This window comes from Massilia sp. H6 (assembly GCF_024802625.1).
Classification (GTDB): Bacteria; Pseudomonadota; Gammaproteobacteria; order Burkholderiales; family Burkholderiaceae_D; genus Telluria.
Genome location: NZ_CP103371.1, coordinates 2179092 through 2195435, shown reverse-complemented (window position 1 = coordinate 2195435; position 16344 = coordinate 2179092). Strand labels below are relative to the sequence as shown.

Annotated in this window: 13 protein-coding genes; 8 read left to right on the top strand and 5 right to left on the bottom strand. The window is 66.6% G+C overall.

Annotated elements, in window-relative coordinates:
• Positions 1 to 12 precede the first annotated feature (12 nt).
• The 3 genes from pepN (at position 13) to NRS07_RS09820 (ending at position 4514) form a co-directional block, all read left to right on the top strand.
• Positions 13 to 2682, top strand: a complete 2670-nt coding sequence (gene pepN / locus NRS07_RS09830) for an aminopeptidase N (protein WP_259205879.1) — start codon at positions 13 to 15, stop codon at positions 2680 to 2682.
• Positions 2683 to 2736: 54 nt separating this feature from the next.
• Positions 2737 to 3123, top strand: a complete 387-nt coding sequence (locus tag NRS07_RS09825; protein ID WP_259205878.1) for a VOC family protein — start codon at positions 2737 to 2739, stop codon at positions 3121 to 3123.
• A gap of 164 nt (positions 3124 to 3287) precedes the next feature.
• Entirely contained in the window at positions 3288 to 4514 is a 1227-nt protein-coding gene (locus NRS07_RS09820) for a right-handed parallel beta-helix repeat-containing protein (RefSeq protein ID WP_259205877.1), read from the top strand.
• Between the two features lie 34 nt (positions 4515 to 4548).
• On the opposite strand, the gene arsC is transcribed toward NRS07_RS09820, so the two are convergent.
• Entirely contained in the window at positions 4549 to 4896 is a 348-nt protein-coding gene (arsC, locus tag NRS07_RS09815) for an arsenate reductase (glutaredoxin) (protein ID WP_307729877.1), read from the bottom strand.
• Positions 4897 to 5086: 190 nt separating this feature from the next.
• Here arsC and NRS07_RS09810 point away from each other — a divergent pair, with 190 nt between their 5' ends.
• The gene (locus NRS07_RS09810; protein WP_259205876.1) at positions 5087 to 5719 is read left to right on the top strand and encodes a 1-acyl-sn-glycerol-3-phosphate acyltransferase; all 633 of its coding nucleotides are present in this window, start codon (positions 5087 to 5089) and stop codon (positions 5717 to 5719) included.
• 10 nt (positions 5720 to 5729) lie between these two features.
• Here the strand turns inward: NRS07_RS09810 and NRS07_RS09805 are convergent, their stop codons facing one another.
• The 3 genes from NRS07_RS09805 to NRS07_RS09795 all read right to left on the bottom strand — a co-directional run bounded on the left by NRS07_RS09805 (position 5730) and on the right by NRS07_RS09795 (position 10975).
• Positions 5730 to 7571: a DUF1302 domain-containing protein gene (locus NRS07_RS09805; protein WP_259205875.1), complete on the bottom strand. Its 1842-nt coding sequence runs from the start codon at positions 7569 to 7571 to the stop codon at positions 5730 to 5732.
• Between the two features lie 209 nt (positions 7572 to 7780).
• A complete protein-coding gene (locus tag NRS07_RS09800; RefSeq protein ID WP_259205874.1) occupies positions 7781 to 9436 on the bottom strand; it encodes a SulP family inorganic anion transporter in 1656 nt (551 codons plus the stop codon).
• A gap of 69 nt (positions 9437 to 9505) precedes the next feature.
• Complete coding sequence (locus tag NRS07_RS09795; protein ID WP_259205873.1) at positions 9506 to 10975, bottom strand: diguanylate cyclase; 1470 nt, start codon at positions 10973 to 10975, stop codon at positions 9506 to 9508.
• A gap of 163 nt (positions 10976 to 11138) precedes the next feature.
• Between NRS07_RS09795 and NRS07_RS09790 the strand changes: the two genes are divergently transcribed.
• The 3 genes from NRS07_RS09790 to NRS07_RS09780 are packed head-to-tail and all read left to right on the top strand — an operon-like array spanning position 11139 to position 13528.
• On the top strand, positions 11139 to 12140 hold the full coding sequence (locus NRS07_RS09790) for an SDR family oxidoreductase (protein WP_259205871.1): 1002 nt from the start codon (positions 11139 to 11141) through the stop codon (positions 12138 to 12140).
• Positions 12141 to 12172: 32 nt separating this feature from the next.
• Entirely contained in the window at positions 12173 to 13291 is a 1119-nt protein-coding gene (locus tag NRS07_RS09785) for a Ku protein (protein ID WP_259205870.1), read from the top strand.
• Positions 13292 to 13294: 3 nt separating this feature from the next.
• A complete protein-coding gene (locus NRS07_RS09780; protein ID WP_259205869.1) occupies positions 13295 to 13528 on the top strand; it encodes a hypothetical protein in 234 nt (77 codons plus the stop codon).
• 37 nt (positions 13529 to 13565) lie between these two features.
• Here the strand turns inward: NRS07_RS09780 and ampC are convergent, their stop codons facing one another.
• Positions 13566 to 14735, bottom strand: a complete 1170-nt coding sequence (gene ampC, locus NRS07_RS09775; RefSeq protein WP_259205868.1) for a class C beta-lactamase — start codon at positions 14733 to 14735, stop codon at positions 13566 to 13568.
• 148 nt (positions 14736 to 14883) lie between these two features.
• Between ampC and NRS07_RS09770 the strand changes: the two genes are divergently transcribed.
• Positions 14884 to 16338 carry an App1 family protein gene (locus NRS07_RS09770; protein ID WP_259205867.1) on the top strand — a complete coding sequence of 485 codons (1455 nt, stop codon included), beginning with the start codon at positions 14884 to 14886 and terminating at the stop codon, positions 16336 to 16338.
• Positions 16339 to 16344 lie beyond the last annotated feature (6 nt).

Below are 16344 nucleotides of genomic sequence, written 5' to 3'. Positions count from 1 at the left end.
CGGGAGACCTCGTTGACCACTTTTGTCCCACGCATCATGGCGCTCGCCATCGCATGTGCTTTCGCCTCTAATACTGCCCACGCGGCGCCAGCACCGGCGCGGGCCCAGAATGCCTATTTATCGCAGCAAGACGCCATGGCCCGCTCCGCGCGCATCGCCAACGTCGACTACGTGCTCGATTTCACCCTGGCCGGCAAGGAAATCTTTGCCGGCACCAGCACCGTCAGCTTCGACCTGAAGGATGTCGACTCGGCCGTTACGCTCGACCTGAACCAGGCCAGCATCAAGTCGCTCATCGTCAACGGCAAGCAGGTCGCGCCACGCTATAACCAGTGGTTCTTGAGCCTGGCCCCGCAAGACCTGGTCCGGGGCCGCAATACCGTCAGCGTCAGCTACGAGCGCCTGCACAGCACCAATGGCGAAGGCCTGCACCGCATGGTCGACCCGGTCGATGGCCGCGTCTACACCTACTCGCATTTCGAGCCGGCCGCCGCGCACCAGATGTTCGCGGTATTCGACCAGCCCGACCTGAAGGCCACCTACACCGTCACCGTCAATGCGCCGGCCGACTGGCAAGTTGTCACCACCACCCGCGAGAGCGGTATCGTCGACACCGCGGACGGCAAGCGCTGGAGCTTCCCCACCACGAAAAAGCTCAGCCCCTACAACTTCTCGCTGCACGCCGGCCCCTACCAGGTCTGGCAAGACAACAGCGGCAAATACCCGATGCGCCTGTTTGCGCGCCAGTCGGTTGCCGCGCAGGTGACCCCGGCCGACTGGTTCCGCTACACCAAGAACGGCCTGGTATTCTTCGACGACTACTTCGGCATTGACTACCAGTTCGAGAAATACGACCAGCTGCTGGTGCCTGACTTCCTGTACGGCGCGATGGAGAACGCGGCGGCGATCACGTTTGCCGAAGGCGGATTTTTGTACAAGTCCGAGATGACCGCCTCGCAAAAATCGCGTTTGGCCGAAGTCATCATGCACGAGATGGCGCACCAGTGGTTCGGCGACCTGGTCACCATGAAGTGGTGGAACGGCCTGTGGCTCAACGAAAGCTTCGCCGCCTTCATGGCCACCCTGGCGACCGCCGAAGTGACCGAATTCAAGGATGCCTGGCAGTCGTTCTTCCAGGACGACAAGCAGGCCGCCTACGCCCAGGATCAAAAGGCCTCGACCCACCCGATCGAAGTGCCGGTGCCATCGTCGAGCAATGCCTTTGACAATATCGACGCGATTACGTATTCCAAGGGCGCCTCGACCCTCAAGCAGCTGCGCCACATGCTGGGCGAAGAAGTGTTTCGCAAGGGCGTGCATAACTACCTGGTGAAATACTCGTGGCAGAACGCGAAGCTCGAAGACTTCATCGGCAGCCTCGGTGCAGCAGCCGGGCGCGACCTGGGCAAGTGGACCCAGGACTGGCTGTACCAGGCCGGCGTGAACACCATCGCCGCCAACTACACCTGCAGCGGTGGACATAACGGCGAAAAAAACGGCGGCAAGATCACTGCCTTCTCGCTGCAGCAGACCGCGCCGGGCAAGGATCTCCCGACGCTGCGCGAACAGCGCGTGCAGGTAGCGGCCTTCACGCGGGAGAATGGCAAGCTGGTGCTGGCCAGGAACGTCCCGGTCACCTATTCCGGCGCCAATACCAAAGTGCCCGGCATGATCGGCGCGGCCTGTCCCGACCTGGTGTATCCGAACTACCAGGACTGGGGCTACGTGAAGGTGCAGCTGGACCAGCGCTCGTTCGACGCCGCCCGCACCAGCCTGGCCGGCGTCGACGACCCGCTGCTGCGCGCGATGCTGTGGCAAAGCCTGTGGGACGGCGTGCGCGACACCAAGCTGCCGCTGAACGACTTCATCGAGGTGGCACTGGCCAACGCCCCGCAAGAGAAAGACTACACGCTGCTGGGCGACGTGCTGGGCAAGGTCACGACCGCAAAAACCTATCTCGATGCGATGGCGCTCGATAACGCCTGGAGCAGGCAGACCGGCAAGGCGCTGGAAGACATGGCGTGGCAGGGCGTGCTCGACTACCGGGGCAACGACAACTTCCAGCGCCGCTGGTTCGCCACCTACCTGAGCCTGGCCAGCAGCCCGGACGCGCTGGCGCGCCTGGCCGGCATGCTCGAAGGACGCGGCACCGAAGGCCTGAACATCGGCCAGGACCAGCGCTGGGCCATCATCGCCCGCCTGAACCGCTACAACACGGCCGGCGCCGCCGCGCTGGTCGAGGCGGAACAAGCACGCGACAAGTCCGACACCGGCCAGCGGGCGGCGCTGGCCGCCACCGTGGTGCGGCCCGATCCGAAGCTCAAGGCCGAATGGCTGGCCACCGTGCAGGACCTGCAGACCAAGCTGCCGTTCTCCAGGGTGCGCACCGCGATGGGCAGCATCTACCCGGCCGAGCAGAACGCCCTGGCCGAGCAGAGCGCCGCGGCGCGCCTGGCGAAACTGCCGGCGATCGACAAGGCGGCCGGTCCGGTCTACATGCGTTCGTACGCCGGCAGCATGATCCCGGCCGGCTGCACCGCGGCCAGCGTGCAGCGCCTGGCGCGTGCCGCCGACAGCATGAAAGGCCTGTCGGCCGGCACCCGCCGCGCCTTGCTTGATACGCTGCAGGAAGATCAGCGCTGCGTGGCGATCAAGAAGGCGCTGACGGCGCCGACGTCTTGAGAGCAACTTGCGTGTGCCAAGGTTTTGCAATTTTTTAGAGCGAGGATCTTAAACATGAAGCGGGTTACCGGTATCGGCGGCATTTTCTTTCACGCAAAAGACCCGGTGGCCCTGCGCGCCTGGTACGCGCGGCACCTGGGCATCGACGTGCAGGACTGGGGCGGCGCCGCCTTCGCCTGGGCCGACGACGCCGGCAAGCCGGCCGGCGGCACCACGGTCTGGTCGATCGGCGCCAGCGACAACCAGCACTACGCCCCGGGCAGCGCCTCGTTCATGGTCAACTACCGCGTCGCCGACCTGGCGGCGCTGCTCCAGGTCCTGCGCGACGAAGGCTGCCAGGTACTGGACGCCACCGAAGACTCCGAATTCGGCAAATTCGGCTGGGTGATCGATCCGGAAAACAACAAGGTCGAACTGTGGGAGCCGCCTGCCGGGCAGTAATGTCGCGCCTGGGGTTCTAGGTGTGCACAGCAAGCAGCTCGCGGCAAGCAAGGTGAAACTGCGGCGTGTTGAGCGCGCTCAAGGAATACCTTGCGCCATCCGGCCTCGTCGCCGCTTGTGGCGGGTCAAACTGACCTGGTCACCTACGCTCCCATGAGGGAACAATGCTGCGTCGCCATTCGACACTTGTCGCCGTCTCGCTCACCTGGCTGTTACTGGCAACCGTGCTGGCCGGCCTGCTTGGCGGCTGCCGCCTGCGCGAGGCCGGCCAGGAAGACCTGGTCATCCCCGAGCTGGTGCGCACGCACCTGTATGTCGCGCCGTCCGGCTCCGACAGCAATCCCGGCACCCGCGACGAACCCTTCCGCACGCTGATGCGGGCCGCGCAGGCGGCCACGCCCGGCACCACGGTGCATGTCGCGCCGGGCACCTATTTCGGGGGCGTGCGCACCGCCACCCATGGCACGGCCGAGGCCCGCATCGTGTTCGAATCCACCGAGCGCTGGGGCGCGCGGCTGGTGCCGCCGCTCGATTCGCGCCAGCCGGCAGCCTGGGTCAACCGCGCCAACTACCTCGACATCATCGGCTTCGAGATCGACGGCGCCCAGTACCAGAGCGGAATTAAATGGCTTAGCGGCATCTACAACGGCGGCTCGCACAACGGCATCCACCACAACCACGTTCACCACATCGGCAACGACGTACCGTGCGAGAGCAAGGGCGGGGCCGGGATCGGGATCGACAGCTACTACAAGGGCAGCAATGCCGAGGTGGTGGGTAACCAGGTGCACGACATCGGCCCACCAGATTGCCGCACCATGCACGGCATCTACATCAGTACCACCGCGAGCGTGCGCGACAACATCGTCTACCGGGCCTCGGGCTCGGGCATCCACCTGTGGCATGACGCCACCCACGTGACCATCCGTGGCAATACCGTGGTCGGGTCGGGCATCGGCATCGTGGTCGGCGGCGGCGACTACTATCACGGCAAGGGTCCGAACGACCAGACCCATACAGTCAACAACATCGTCTACGACAATGGCCAGGGCATCGTGGAGCGCGGCGAGACCGGGCACAACCTGAGCTACCGCAACAACCTGGTGTACCAGAACAGCGGCGGCGACTGGAAGCTGCCGGCGGGACGCGAACCTGTCGGCACCATCAGTGCGGCGCCGCTGTTCGTCGACTACCAGCGAGGCGGCGCCGAATCCGATTTTCGCCTGCAGCCGGGATCGCCGGCAATCGGCAAGGGCGTCGCGGCCGCGGCGGGCGAGCCGGGCCGGTCTGGTGTCAAGGCCGGGGCCGGGCCGGCACGCCAGGCCGATGTCGGCGCGCTGCCCTACACGCCGCCCGACGTTGCCATTCCCCCATCCAGCGCACCCGAATAGCGGACAAACCACACCCGGCTGTGCGCGTCGCCGCTCAGAGTATCTCGTGCACCAGCTCGAACGGCCGGCACAGACGGGTGCCGTTCGGCGTCACCACGAACGGCCGGTTGAGCAGCACCGGATGCGCCGCCATCGCATCGAGCAGTGCCTCGTCGCTGGTTTGCGGGGCGGCCAGGCCGAGTTCCGCGAACACCGCCTCTTTGCTGCGGACCGCGTCGCGCACCGCCAGACCGGCGCTGGCGATGAGCACGCGCAGCTGCTCGCGCGACAACGGGCTTGCCAGGTAGTCCACCACCTGTGGTTCGTGGCCGGCGGCGCGGATCGCGGCCAGGGTGTTGCGCGAGGTGCCGCAGCGCGGGTTATGGTAGATCGTGATCGTCATGGGGGTTCCAACAGGTAAATGGCTGCTTGCCGTGCTGCTCTCAGGTGAGCGGCATGATAACCACAGCGCATGGGCGCTGCCAGTTTTTTTGCTTGTTCCCCTCCCTGCCTGCCTATAGAATTCGTCGCGTATTTTTCTGTCGAAACATCGATGATGGAAAAACAACATTTTGTTTAGCGACGGAGATTCAATGAGCGATTACCTGCTGCGCCCGGCAGACCTTCCTTCCTGGGGCCAGCGCACTGCCCTTCGCCTGCTCAATCTGGCAGGCTGGAAGCTGCGTTTCAAACCCCTGCCGGGGCCGCATGGCATCGCGGTGGTCTACCCGCATACCTCGAACTGGGACTTTCCGCTGGGCCTGCTTGGAAAGTGGGCCATCGGCTTGAAGTTTCGCTGGCTGGGCAAGGACTCGCTGTTCCGTGGTCCGATGGGCACGCTGATGCGTTACTGGGGCGGGATTGCGGTCGACCGGCGCGCGTCGATGGGCGCGACGCGCCAGCTGGCCGACACCATGCTGGCATCGCCCTGGTGCTGGATCGGCATTACCCCGGAAGGCACGCGCAGCTATCGTCCACACTGGAAAAGCGGCTTCTACCACCTTGCCACCACCGCCAGGGTACCGCTGCTGCTGGTATACATTGACTATGGCACCAGATTGATCAGCGTGGTCGATACGCTGGAGCTCAGCGGCGACAGCCAGACCGACATGGCGACCATCGCCGCCGTCTACGCGGGCCGCCAGGCGCGCTATCCGGACCAGGCCGCGCCGATCACGCTTGCCCCGCCGCGCGATCCGGCCGAGCCGCAGCGCCGCCGCGCGTGAGGGCGAGGCTTCAAAAGCGCACCCCCACCGCCACCGAAGCCGTATCGCGGTCGGCCGCGTGGTTGTATTGCCCACCCCAGGTGGGCTGGTAGCCCAGCTCCGCCAGGTAGCGTTCGCGGTATTCGAAGCGCACTGCCATGCTCAGCCACTTGCGGCCTTCATTGAGCAGCAGGTCGCCGGACCAGCCCTTCATGTCGTGCACGAACAGCAAGCTGGCGTTGCTGGTCAGATGCGGCGCCAGGAGTGGCAGCCGCGCATCGACCCGCAGGCGGTAGCCCCAGGCATGCGGGGTCGCATAGCCGCGCAGGCTGCACTGGCGCGCCGCATTGCCAGTGTGGACCGAGCAGTTGCCAAATACCGGGCCGGCGCCGAAGATGTCGGCCCGCCCGTAGCGCATCACCGACGGGTCGGGCAAGCCGCGTACCCGCTTGCCTACCACTTCGGCGCTGGCCGCCAGCGGCAGGCCCGCCACCGTCCACTCCCCGCTCACCCCGACCTGCGCCTGCCACATCGCATACAGGTCATAGCCGCGAAACAGTGCACCTGGCGCGACCGCATTGGCGCGCGCGCGTAGCAGCGAAGGCGCGACCGGGCTCAGAAAGGGCGGCATCACGTCGCCCGGCGCCAGCATGAAGGGCACGTCGGCGCGGTAGGACAGTTCGGCATGCAGCATGCTTGAGCCAAGCCGGTGCGACAGCGTTGCCGCGCTGATGCGCAGGCCCTCGGGAAACTCGGTATAGAAAGCCTGGTTGCGCCCATCCGGGTCGCCGGCAATCAGCGCCGGGCCATTCGGGCGCGTGCTGCGGCGCAGTCCGGGTTGCGGTGTGCGCCCGTTATAGCGCGCGTGATACAGGCCGAACTCGGTGTCCGCACTGCCGGAGCTGCCGAAGCTGCCGAAGCTGCCGAAGCTGCTGTGCCCGCTAGCGGCGCCGCCCGGACGCCAGGTGATCCCGGCGCCGAATTCGCTGGCCTCGGGCTTGGGCGTGGGCAGCCGCTTCTTGTAGGAACCCGCGACCAGTCGCCCGCGATCGCTCAGTACAGGCTGGCCCGACATGATGCTGCCGCAGCCATTGACCAGGTAATCGGCCATCGACCAGATGGTGCCGCAGGCGTCGAGTGCCGAGGCCCGGAAGGCGCCCTGGTAATAGGCTTCGATGTTCAGGCCCGCGCCAGGCGCGAGGCGCCCGAACAGCATTGGCCGCGGCACCACGGTTTCGGCGGCGCTGGGCGCGGCCCGATGCAGCCCGGGCAGGTCGCGCGGATCGAGCGACTCAAGGCCGCCAGGCGTGAGCGAGCGGCTGCCCCAGCCAACGCTTTGCTGGCCGATGCGTAGCAGCGCCGCCGTCGCGCCCGGCGTGAAGCGGCGTTCGACCCAGGCATCGAGCAGTGCGATACCGGAAAAACGCGTCAGGCGCGGCGCGCCATGGTCGGACAAGGGCTCGCCGGCAGCATACCGGTTAGGCACATTGCCCCAGGGCCGACCGTCATGCGCCAGGCCGGCATCGTGCCAGGCCTTGACGCGGATCAGGCCGGACCAGTTGCCGTCTTGCGCCGCGACCTCGACGACCGCCTTGACCACGCGCGAGACCGCGTCGCCCTTGGCGTAGTTGGTATTGCCGTCGTCGGCGTTGGCGCCGCTGCCAAAGCCTGGCAGCCCGATGGCGGCGGCGTTCACGCCGGTGAGCAAATGCGGGTCGCGATCTTGAACGCGATAGATATTGCCCGCCACCAGGCGGCCGCTGACCTGGACCTCGGCCGCGCTGGCGCTGCCTGCCGCCATCGTGGCCAGCGCCAGCGCCAGCGCGCCGCTGCGAATGGCGACAGCGCTCGCCGGCCTTGCGTCTTGGGTCATCCCCGCCCCTTATTGTGATCGTTGTGTCCGCGCGGCGCGCAGCCAGCAGCAAGCCGCGATGGCCTTGCCACGGCGTCGAAGGCCGATAGGCGCCGGAGGAATCCTAGGTTGGGGTCTGCTTCAGGTCAACAAAAATATGGGATTCCAGCGCGTTTTATGCTGCCAGAATAGGCAGCTGCTGCCGCCGCTTTTCGCGCCTGGACTATCACTCATGCGCCGGGATCCATCCCGGCCTGTACGGCCAGTTGGTCCCAGGCCATGGCCGCGCTCAGGAACAGGCGGCCGTGCAGCGCCTGCAGCAGGGTGCTGTGCTTGAGCCGGTCCATGACCGGCCCTTTCACTTCGGCCAGGTGCAGCAGCACGCCGCGCTGGCACAACGAGCTGTTGAGTTCGCCCAGCGCGAACAAGGCCGAGGTGTCGATGGCATTGACCGCCGATAGCACCAGCACCAGGTGGCGCGTGGCCGGGTGCGCCGCGAGTTCGTCCTCGATGCGTGCGTTGACCGCTTCGACGTTGCCGAAGAACAGGCCAGCATCTACCCGCAGCATCAGCAGGCCGGGAGCGGTCTCGGTTGCATAGCGCTCGACATTGCGGAAATGCTCGCTGCCCCGAATCCGCCCCAGCACGGCGATATGCGGACGGCTGGCGCGCCAGATCAGGGCGCCCATCGACAGCGCCAGGCCCACCACCACCCCGGCCTCGACGCCCATCACCAGCACGCCGAGGCCGGTTGCCGCCAGCGCCGCCACATCGGCGCGGTCGTAGCGCCACGCCGTGCGCAGCAGCGACAAATCGAGCATGCCGAGCACCGCGACGATGATGGTGGCGGCCAGTACCGGCAAAGGCAGCAGCGCCAGCCAGCCGGTCGGGGCCACCAGCGCCAGCGCCAGCAGCGCCGCCGTGATAATGCTGGCCAGCTGGCTGTTGGCGCCAGCCGCGAAATTCACCGCCGAGCGTGAGATGCTGCCGGTGACCGGAAAGCCGCCCGACAGCGCGCTGCCGATATTGGCCGCTCCCAGCCCCAGCAGCTCCTGGTTGCTGCCCAGCTGTTCGCCGCGCTTGCGCGCCAGCGCCTGCGCAGCCGACATGCTGATCAGGAAAATCATGAAGCCGATCAGGAGCGCCGGCTGCAGCAGCAGCTGCCAGTGCGCGCTCGAGGCGGCCAGGTTCAGCCCCGGCAACCCGGCCGGCACCGCGCCCACCGTGGCCACGCCGCGCGCATCGAGCCCGGTGACGGCGACCACCAGCGTAGCGCCGATCACCACCAGCATCGGGGCCAGCTTGCTACCGATGTCGGCCGCCGCCGCCGACAGCCCGGCGCGGCGCAGCGCCCCGGCCAGGAAGCTGCGCGCCCACAGCAGCGCCGCCAGCGCGCCCAGTCCCATGATGGCGCTGGGCCAGTGCCCGGCCGGCGGCATGCCGCCCAGCAGTGGGCGCAACTGCCCCCACGCGATCAGGAGCGCCGCACCGATGGTGAAACCGCTCATTACCGGGCGCGAAAAGAAATTGGCCAGGAAGCCGATGCGCAGCAGCCCGCAGGCCAGCAGCACGGCCCCCGACATCAACGCCAGCTGGGCCGCCAGCACGCCGTACAGCGCGCTGCCGGGGGTTGCAAGCGGCGCCAGCGCCGACGCGACCATCAGCGAAATGATCGCCATCGGCCCGACCGACTGCGTGCTGCTGGTGCCGAACAGCGCATACAGCAGCGGCGGCACAATGCTGGCGTAGATGCCCGCCACCGGCGGCAGTCCGGCCACCAGGGCATAGGCCATGCCCTGCGGGATCATCATCATGGCCACCACGATACCGGCGCTGATGTCGCCCGGCAGCATCGCGCGCCGGTATTGCTGCAACCATGAAAGCATGGAAAATGTCTGAAAGAAAAGTCGGCAGCCTATCATAGCGGCGACCGATGGTCGCCCTTCGAACCCTTCTTACTGCATGGCCAGCTCGACACAATTACGTCCGGCCCGCTTGGCCCTTGCCAGCGCCGCGTTGGTGCGTACCGCCAGCGAATCGGCCGATTCGTTCTCGCCCAACTGGGCCACGCCCAGGCTGACCGTGACGTGGTCGCAGCCGGGAATCTGGGCCGCCGCGATCGCGGCGCGCAGCTTTTCCGCCATCTTGAGGCCGTCGATCGCGCTGGTATGCGGTGCGATCACCTGGAATTCCTCGCCGCCCGAGCGCACCAGTACGTCGCTGGCACGCAGCAGCGTGCGCGCCGTGTCGGCCACCACCCGCAGCGCCATGTCGCCGACCGGATGGCCATAGATGTCGTTGACGTTACGGAAACGATCGATATCGAAGGCGATCAGGGCCAGCGGCAGACGGTAGCGGCGCGCGCGCTTGATCTCTTGTTCCAGCAGCGATTCGCCATGGCGGCGGTTGGCCACGCCGGTGAGCGCATCCATCGTCGCCAGGTGGGTCACGCGCCCCAGCAACGCTTCGCTTTCGCTCAGCAGTTCCCCCATGCGCAGGCCGAATGCGGCCAGCTGCGCCAGGTTGTCGCAGGCACCCAGCGCGGCGCGCGAAAACGGCCGCGCATGATCGAACAGCAGGGACAGGGCGCCGCGCGGCGCGCCGGGACCGGCGCCGGGAATCGGCAGCCCGAGCGCCATCCGCACGCCATGGGCGTCCAGCGCCACCGCCAGCGCGGGCTCGCCGGCTTTGTCGAGCGCGTCGAGCAGTGCCATCTCGCCGCTGGACGCGGCCAGCAGGCCGGGAAAGGCATGGCGCAGCGGCGACTGCAGCAGGCGGTCGCGCCGCTGCAGGATGCTGGACAGGTCCAGGCCGGACTGGCCCTGCTGCGCTTCGAGCCGCAGATCGTGCTCGCCATGCAGCTGGAACAGCGCCGCGTGCACCACGCCGGGCCAGCCCAGCAAGGCCGCGCACAGGCGCTCGCCGAAGCGACCGCTGTCGTCGGCTTCGGCCAGCGCCGCCTGGGCCTGGCCCTGCACCGCCAGCAAGGCGGCCAGATCGGCCTGCGCGGACGCAGGCGCGTGCGGCGCCGCGAATCCCTGCCGCAGGCGTGCCTCGACCTGGGCATGGGTCGCGGCCGGGTCGAGCGGTCCGATCAGATACTCGAGCGGGCCATGCTGCATCAGCGCCGCCAGCCAGCGCGCATTGGCGAACGGGCACAGCACCAGCAGCGGGCGCCCGCCGCGCGCCGCCACCAGGGCGCCCAGCGCCGGCAAATCGATCTCCGGATCGAAGCGCTCAAGGTCGAGCACCAGCACCCCGGCCGGCTCCTGCGCCTGCATGCTGGCAGCCTGTTCGGCGCCATCGGCCACGCGCAGGCCGTCGAACAGGCCGGCGCAGGCCTTCTGGAAATCCGCGCGGCGCTGGCCGACCGGATTGACGTACAGGCCGGTGGTGCGGACACGCGCGTTTTCCTGCTGAGACATCGTTTTCTCCTGACAAACCATTGAATGCTAAACCGAGGCAAGTTTGCCACAAAGCCACCCCTGTCGGTGGCGCATTTGCCGCCGAATGTACGTGAGCGCACCGTCCGCGCCGGCGCCGGCGCCGATACTCATGCGGTCGATCGAACGTTCATGGGAGCATGTGATGGCAACTACAGGCAAAGACGTGACCCGGGCCGCAGCCAGGGTCGCAGACCAGGTTGCGGACAAGCAGCGCGCAATCCAGCAACAGCAAGACCAAAACGATACGCAGCACAAGAAACAGGAGAGCGAACAGGCCGTGCAGACCGGCATCGAGCAGCCGGTACCGCCCTTTCCCCAGCAACACCTGGCCAAGCCCGGCCTCGAGGCCGAGATGGAGCTCAAGCCCAGGTTCATGGCCGAGCAGTACCGGGGCAGCGGCAAGCTCGAGGGCCAGGCTGCCATCGTGACCGGCGCCGACTCCGGCATCGGGCGCGCGGTGGCCGTGCTGTTCGCGCGCGAAGGCGCCGACGTTGCCGTGATGTACCTGAACGAACACGAAGACGCCGCGGAAACCAGGCGCTGCATCGAGGCCGAGGGGCGCCGCTGCATTACCATCGCGGGCGACGTCAAGGATCCGGCCTTCTGCAACGCGGCGGTGGAGCAGGCGGTGGCCGCATTCGGGCGCCTGGATGTGCTGGTCAATAACGCTGCCTTCCAGGAGCATGCCGGCTCGCTGCTCGACATCACCGACGAGCGCCTGGACGAAACCTTCCGTACCAACATCTACGGTTACTTCCATATGGCGCGCGCCGCCCTGCCGCACCTCAAGCGTGGCGCGGCGATCGTCAATACCGGCTCGGTCACCGGCCTGAAAGGCTCCGGCAAGCTGCTCGACTATTCGTCCACCAAGGGCGCGATCCACGCCTTCACCATGTCGCTGGCCGCCAGCCTGGTCGATCAAGGCATCCGCGTCAATGCGGTGGCGCCGGGCCCGGTCTGGACGCCGCTCAATCCGGCCGACCAGTCGCCCGACAAGATCAAGGACTTCGGCGCTGGCACCACCTACAAGCGTCCGGCCCAGCCCGAAGAACTATCGCCCGCCTACGTGTTTTTGGCGTCGGCGGTGTGCTCGGGCTACATTACCGGAATCGTGCTGCCGGTTACCGGCGTGGTGGGCGAATAAGGCAAGTCACTATCACCATAAGGAGTAACGCCATGCCCCGCAGCATGTGGAAAGGTGCGATCAGCTTCGGGCTGGTGCACATCCCGGTCGACATGTATCCCGCTGTCTCGAACCAGGGCCTCGACCTGACCATGCTCGACCGGCGCGATTTCTCGCCGGTCGGTTTCAAGCGCTATAACAAGGGCAACCACAAAGAAGTCTCCTGGGACGATATCGTCAAGGGCTACGAATACGCCAGCGGCGAATACGTCGTGCTGTCCGAGGAAGACCTGCGGCGCGCCAACCCTGAGGCGACCCAGACCATCGACATCGTCGGCTTCGTCGACGCCGAAGACGTCTCGCTGCTGTATTTCGAGCAGCCCTACTATCTCGCGCCCGGCAAGGGCGGCGCCAAGGTCTACGCCCTGCTGCGCGAAACCCTGCGCCAGGCCGGCAAGATCGGCATCGCGCGGGTGGTCATCCGCGTCAAGCAGCACCTGTGCGCGCTGGTCTGCGTGGGCGACACCATTGTCCTGAACACGCTGCGCTATGCCGACGAGATCCGCGACGCCGGCGAACTCAAGATCCCGGCGACCAGCGACAAAAAGGCCGCCGTGACCGACAAGGAGCTCAAGATGGCGATGGCGCTGGTGCAGGGCATGGCCGAGGACTGGGCCCCGGAGCAGTATCACGACTCCTACCGCGAAGACATCATGGCGCTGATCGAGAAAAAGGTCAAAGCGCACCAGACCAAGACCATCACCTTGCCCGAGGCGGGCGAGAAAAAACGCGAAACCGGCAAGGTGATCGACCTGGTGGCACTGCTGCAGGCCAGCCTGGGCAAGAAGCCGGCAAAGGCCGCGCCGCAGGACGCTGCTACAGACGACGAAGATGACGGGGACAACGGGGACGACGGGGACGACGACGACCCGCCACCGCGCAAGAAGCGCAAGGCCGCGGCCGAGGACGACGAAGAAAAAGAGGCAGCGCCCACGCGCGCGCGCAAGCCGGCGCACAGCGTCGACCGGGTCGCCGCCAGTGGCGCGGCGCCCAAGCGCGCCAGCAAAAAGCCTGCTGCCAAGGCGGCTGCCAAGCCGGCAGCAAAAAAAACCTCCGCCAAATCCGCCAGCGCGCAGAGCAAGGTCCCGGCGCGCCGCAAGAAAGCCGCCTGACCCATGGAAGGATTCATCGATTTTCTTCAATGGCCAGCCATGCTGGTGACCCTGTTTGCGGCATGGCTGATCGGATCGAAACGCGCCGAACGACGCGTGTTCGGCTTCTCGATGTTCATCCTCAGCAACGTGTTGTGGATCGTCTGGGGCTGGCACGACCAGGCCTGGGCATTGCTCGCGCTGCAGGCGGCGCTGATGGTGACGAATATCCGCGGCATTTTCAAGAACGGGCCATGAGGGTGCTTGCCCGCCCCTCAACAGTCACCGTACCGGCTCATTGCACCATGCGCGCAGCCTGTTCCAGGATTGCGTAGGCAGCCTTGACGCGGGCCGGGATGGGGTAGTTCTTGTTTGCCAGCATCACGATTCCGAGCTTTTTCTGGGGCACGAACAGGACGTAAGCGCCGAACCCGCCGGTCGAGCCGGTCTTGTTGAACAAGGCCGGCTCGACCGGCGGGCGTGCTGGAACCAGCGCTTTGGCAGCATTGGCCTGCCGCAGCATGGCCTCGCCATTGCCTTCCAACAGGCGGGTCAAGGTCACCGGATACGGATACTGCTCCCATCCGAGCCCCTGCACCATCGGTCCCATGTCGAAGTAGCCGAGGTGGGTGGCTGCAACAGCTCGGGCCATCGGCCCGAGCAGCCGCGCCGGATCAATATTGGCCTGCAGGTAGCGGATCATGTCGGCACTGCTCGACTTGACGCCATAGGCTTCGGCAGCGAACACACCCGGCCCCACCCGCACCGGCTTGCCATCCCGGTGGCCCCACGCATAGTGAGCCTGCGCACCGGGCGGTACGTTGACATAGGTATGGCGCAGGCCGAGCTGCGGAAAGACGATGCCTTCCATGGCCTGCGCAAAATCGGTCTTCAGCGCCAGCGCGGCGATATGGCCGAACAGGCCGATGCTTGGATTGGAATAGCGGCGCACGGTGCCGGGCGCCGCGTGCGGCTTCCAGGTGCTGAAGTAGGCCATTGCCTGCGGCAGGTCCGACACCGTCTCGGGCATCTGGAGCGGCAGTCCACCGGCAGCATAGGCGCCGAGCTCGAACAGCCTGGCCTGGTCGAGCGCGCTGCCTTTGATCTGTGCGAGGTATTTTCCCGGATGGTCTTCCAGCGAGAGCGCGCCCTGCCCCTGCGCGTAGGTCGCCAGGGTCGCCGTGAAGGTCTTGCTGATCGATCCCAACTCGAACAGCGTGTCCTGGCTGACCGGCGTCTGCGTCTCGCGCGAGGCCAGCCCGTAGTTGTAGAACCATGTCTGGCCATCGACGCTGACGGCAACGGCCATGCCGGGCACCGCGTGCTCGGCCATCAGCGGCACGACCGCCGCATCGACCACGGCGCGCAATGATGCATCATCGGCCGCCGCGGCGCCGTAGGGTAACAGTGACGAACAAACCGCAATCAAGATGGCGCGTCCGGCGCGCCTGCAGGTGGTAAGCAAGGCAGGGCTTCCTTTTTTTTGTATGGTTAAAAACACTATTATTGCCGAGTATTTACAAGGCGGCGATAAGCGTGCGTTCGATTCTTGTGGCGTGAGCGATACTTGGATAGGTTCTTATTATCTCGACAACGTATTCGCGCGCACGACCATGACCACCAAACCCATGCCCTACCTGGTACTGACCCGTACTGGTTTCGACGACCTCGCCCAGCGCGTCGACCTGGGCCGGGCCACCCTTTTTCTCAATCCCGGCCTGCTGGCCGAAGACGACATCGCGCTGCTGCGCGAGTCCGGCACCGCCGTGCATGTGATGGCGACGCCGGTCGACCCGCGTAAACCAGGCGAAGTCCAGCAGGCCTTGTTGCTCACCCGCGGCGAGGGCGGCAGCGCCTGGGTCGAGCGCGGCCTGCCGCTGGCGGCCGGTCCGCGCGCGCCGGATGTGTCGGCGCCTGCTGGTACGCTGCGCCGGCGCCTGGCGCGCAGCGCGGGCTCGCTCGCTTCGCTCGCCTGGCGCCGGCTGCGCACACCCGGGGTCGGCCGCATGCTGATGGCCGTGCCCTATCTTGGCTTTGGCAACGGCCGGCGCGTCTGGATCAAGGGCCGGCTGCTCGACGAAGTGGCTTTTCGCGAGCAGTCCGGCGCGGACAGCGGCTGGGCCAACCTGATCGCGCTCTACCGGCGCCTGGAGTCGGACGAAGTCGCCCATTCCCGGGTACTGGCCCATGTGGACGGAAAGTCCCACGAGGCCGTGACCGACCGCGGCGGCTATTTCGCCTTCGACATCACGCTCGACGCGCCGCTGGCCGGCGGCTGGCACCGGATCGGGCTCGAATTTCCCGAGCACCTGCAGCCCGACGGACAAGTACTGCGCGCCGAAGCCGAGGTGATGGTGCCGGCCGCCAGCGCCCGCTTCGGCATCATCAGCGACATCGACGACACAGTGTTGTGGACCAATGTCACCAATAAGCTGAACATGGCGCTGATGCTGGCGCGTACCAACGCCCACACGCGCAAGCCGTTCAAGGGCGTGGCCGCGTTCTATCGCGCGCTGCGCGACGGCGCCGGCGGCGCCGAGAACAACCCGCTGTTCTATGTGTCGAGCAGCCCCTGGCATCTGTTCGGTCCGCTGACCGATTTCCTGCGGCTGCAAGATATTCCGCTCGGGCCGCTGATGCTGCGCGAGCTGAGCGTGCGCCAGGTGATCAAGCTCAACGAGCACGGCAGCCACAAGCTCGAACAGATCGAACGCATCCTCGACTTCTATCCCGAGATGCAGTTCATCCTGGTCGGCGACAGCGGCGAGCAGGATCCCGAGATCTATACCGAGGTGGTGCGGCGTCATCCGAAGTCGGTGCGCATGATCTACATCCGCAACGTCAACCCGGACCCGTCGCGGATCGACGCACTGGACCGCCTGATCGACGAGGTCAGCACCACCGGCACACAGCTGGTGCTCTCGCCCGACAGCGTATTCGCGGCCTCGCACGCCGCCGCCGAGGGCTTGATCGCGGTCGACCGCTTGCCATCGGTACGCTCGGACAAGCGGCAGGACGAAACGGCCAAGGCGGCGCCAACCGGCGTGAGTCCGGGTGCTGGCGCTTGAGCGGCG

Coding starts and splice junctions, on each gene's coding strand:
- NRS07_RS09780 (WP_259205869.1), top strand. CDS start 13,295: ATGGAAGGATTCATCGATTTTCTTCAATGGCCAGCCATGCTGGTGACC.
- NRS07_RS09790 (WP_259205871.1), top strand. CDS start 11,139: ATGGCAACTACAGGCAAAGACGTGACCCGGGCCGCAGCCAGGGTCGCA.
- NRS07_RS09820 (WP_259205877.1), top strand. CDS start 3,288: ATGCTGCGTCGCCATTCGACACTTGTCGCCGTCTCGCTCACCTGGCTG.
- NRS07_RS09800 (WP_259205874.1), bottom strand. CDS start 9,436: ATGCTTTCATGGTTGCAGCAATACCGGCGCGCGATGCTGCCGGGCGAC.
- NRS07_RS09825 (WP_259205878.1), top strand. CDS start 2,737: ATGAAGCGGGTTACCGGTATCGGCGGCATTTTCTTTCACGCAAAAGAC.
- arsC (WP_307729877.1), bottom strand. CDS start 4,896: ATGACGATCACGATCTACCATAACCCGCGCTGCGGCACCTCGCGCAAC.
- NRS07_RS09795 (WP_259205873.1), bottom strand. CDS start 10,975: ATGTCTCAGCAGGAAAACGCGCGTGTCCGCACCACCGGCCTGTACGTC.
- NRS07_RS09785 (WP_259205870.1), top strand. CDS start 12,173: ATGCCCCGCAGCATGTGGAAAGGTGCGATCAGCTTCGGGCTGGTGCAC.
- NRS07_RS09770 (WP_259205867.1), top strand. CDS start 14,884: ATGACCACCAAACCCATGCCCTACCTGGTACTGACCCGTACTGGTTTC.
- NRS07_RS09805 (WP_259205875.1), bottom strand. CDS start 7,571: ATGACCCAAGACGCAAGGCCGGCGAGCGCTGTCGCCATTCGCAGCGGC.
- NRS07_RS09810 (WP_259205876.1), top strand. CDS start 5,087: ATGAGCGATTACCTGCTGCGCCCGGCAGACCTTCCTTCCTGGGGCCAG.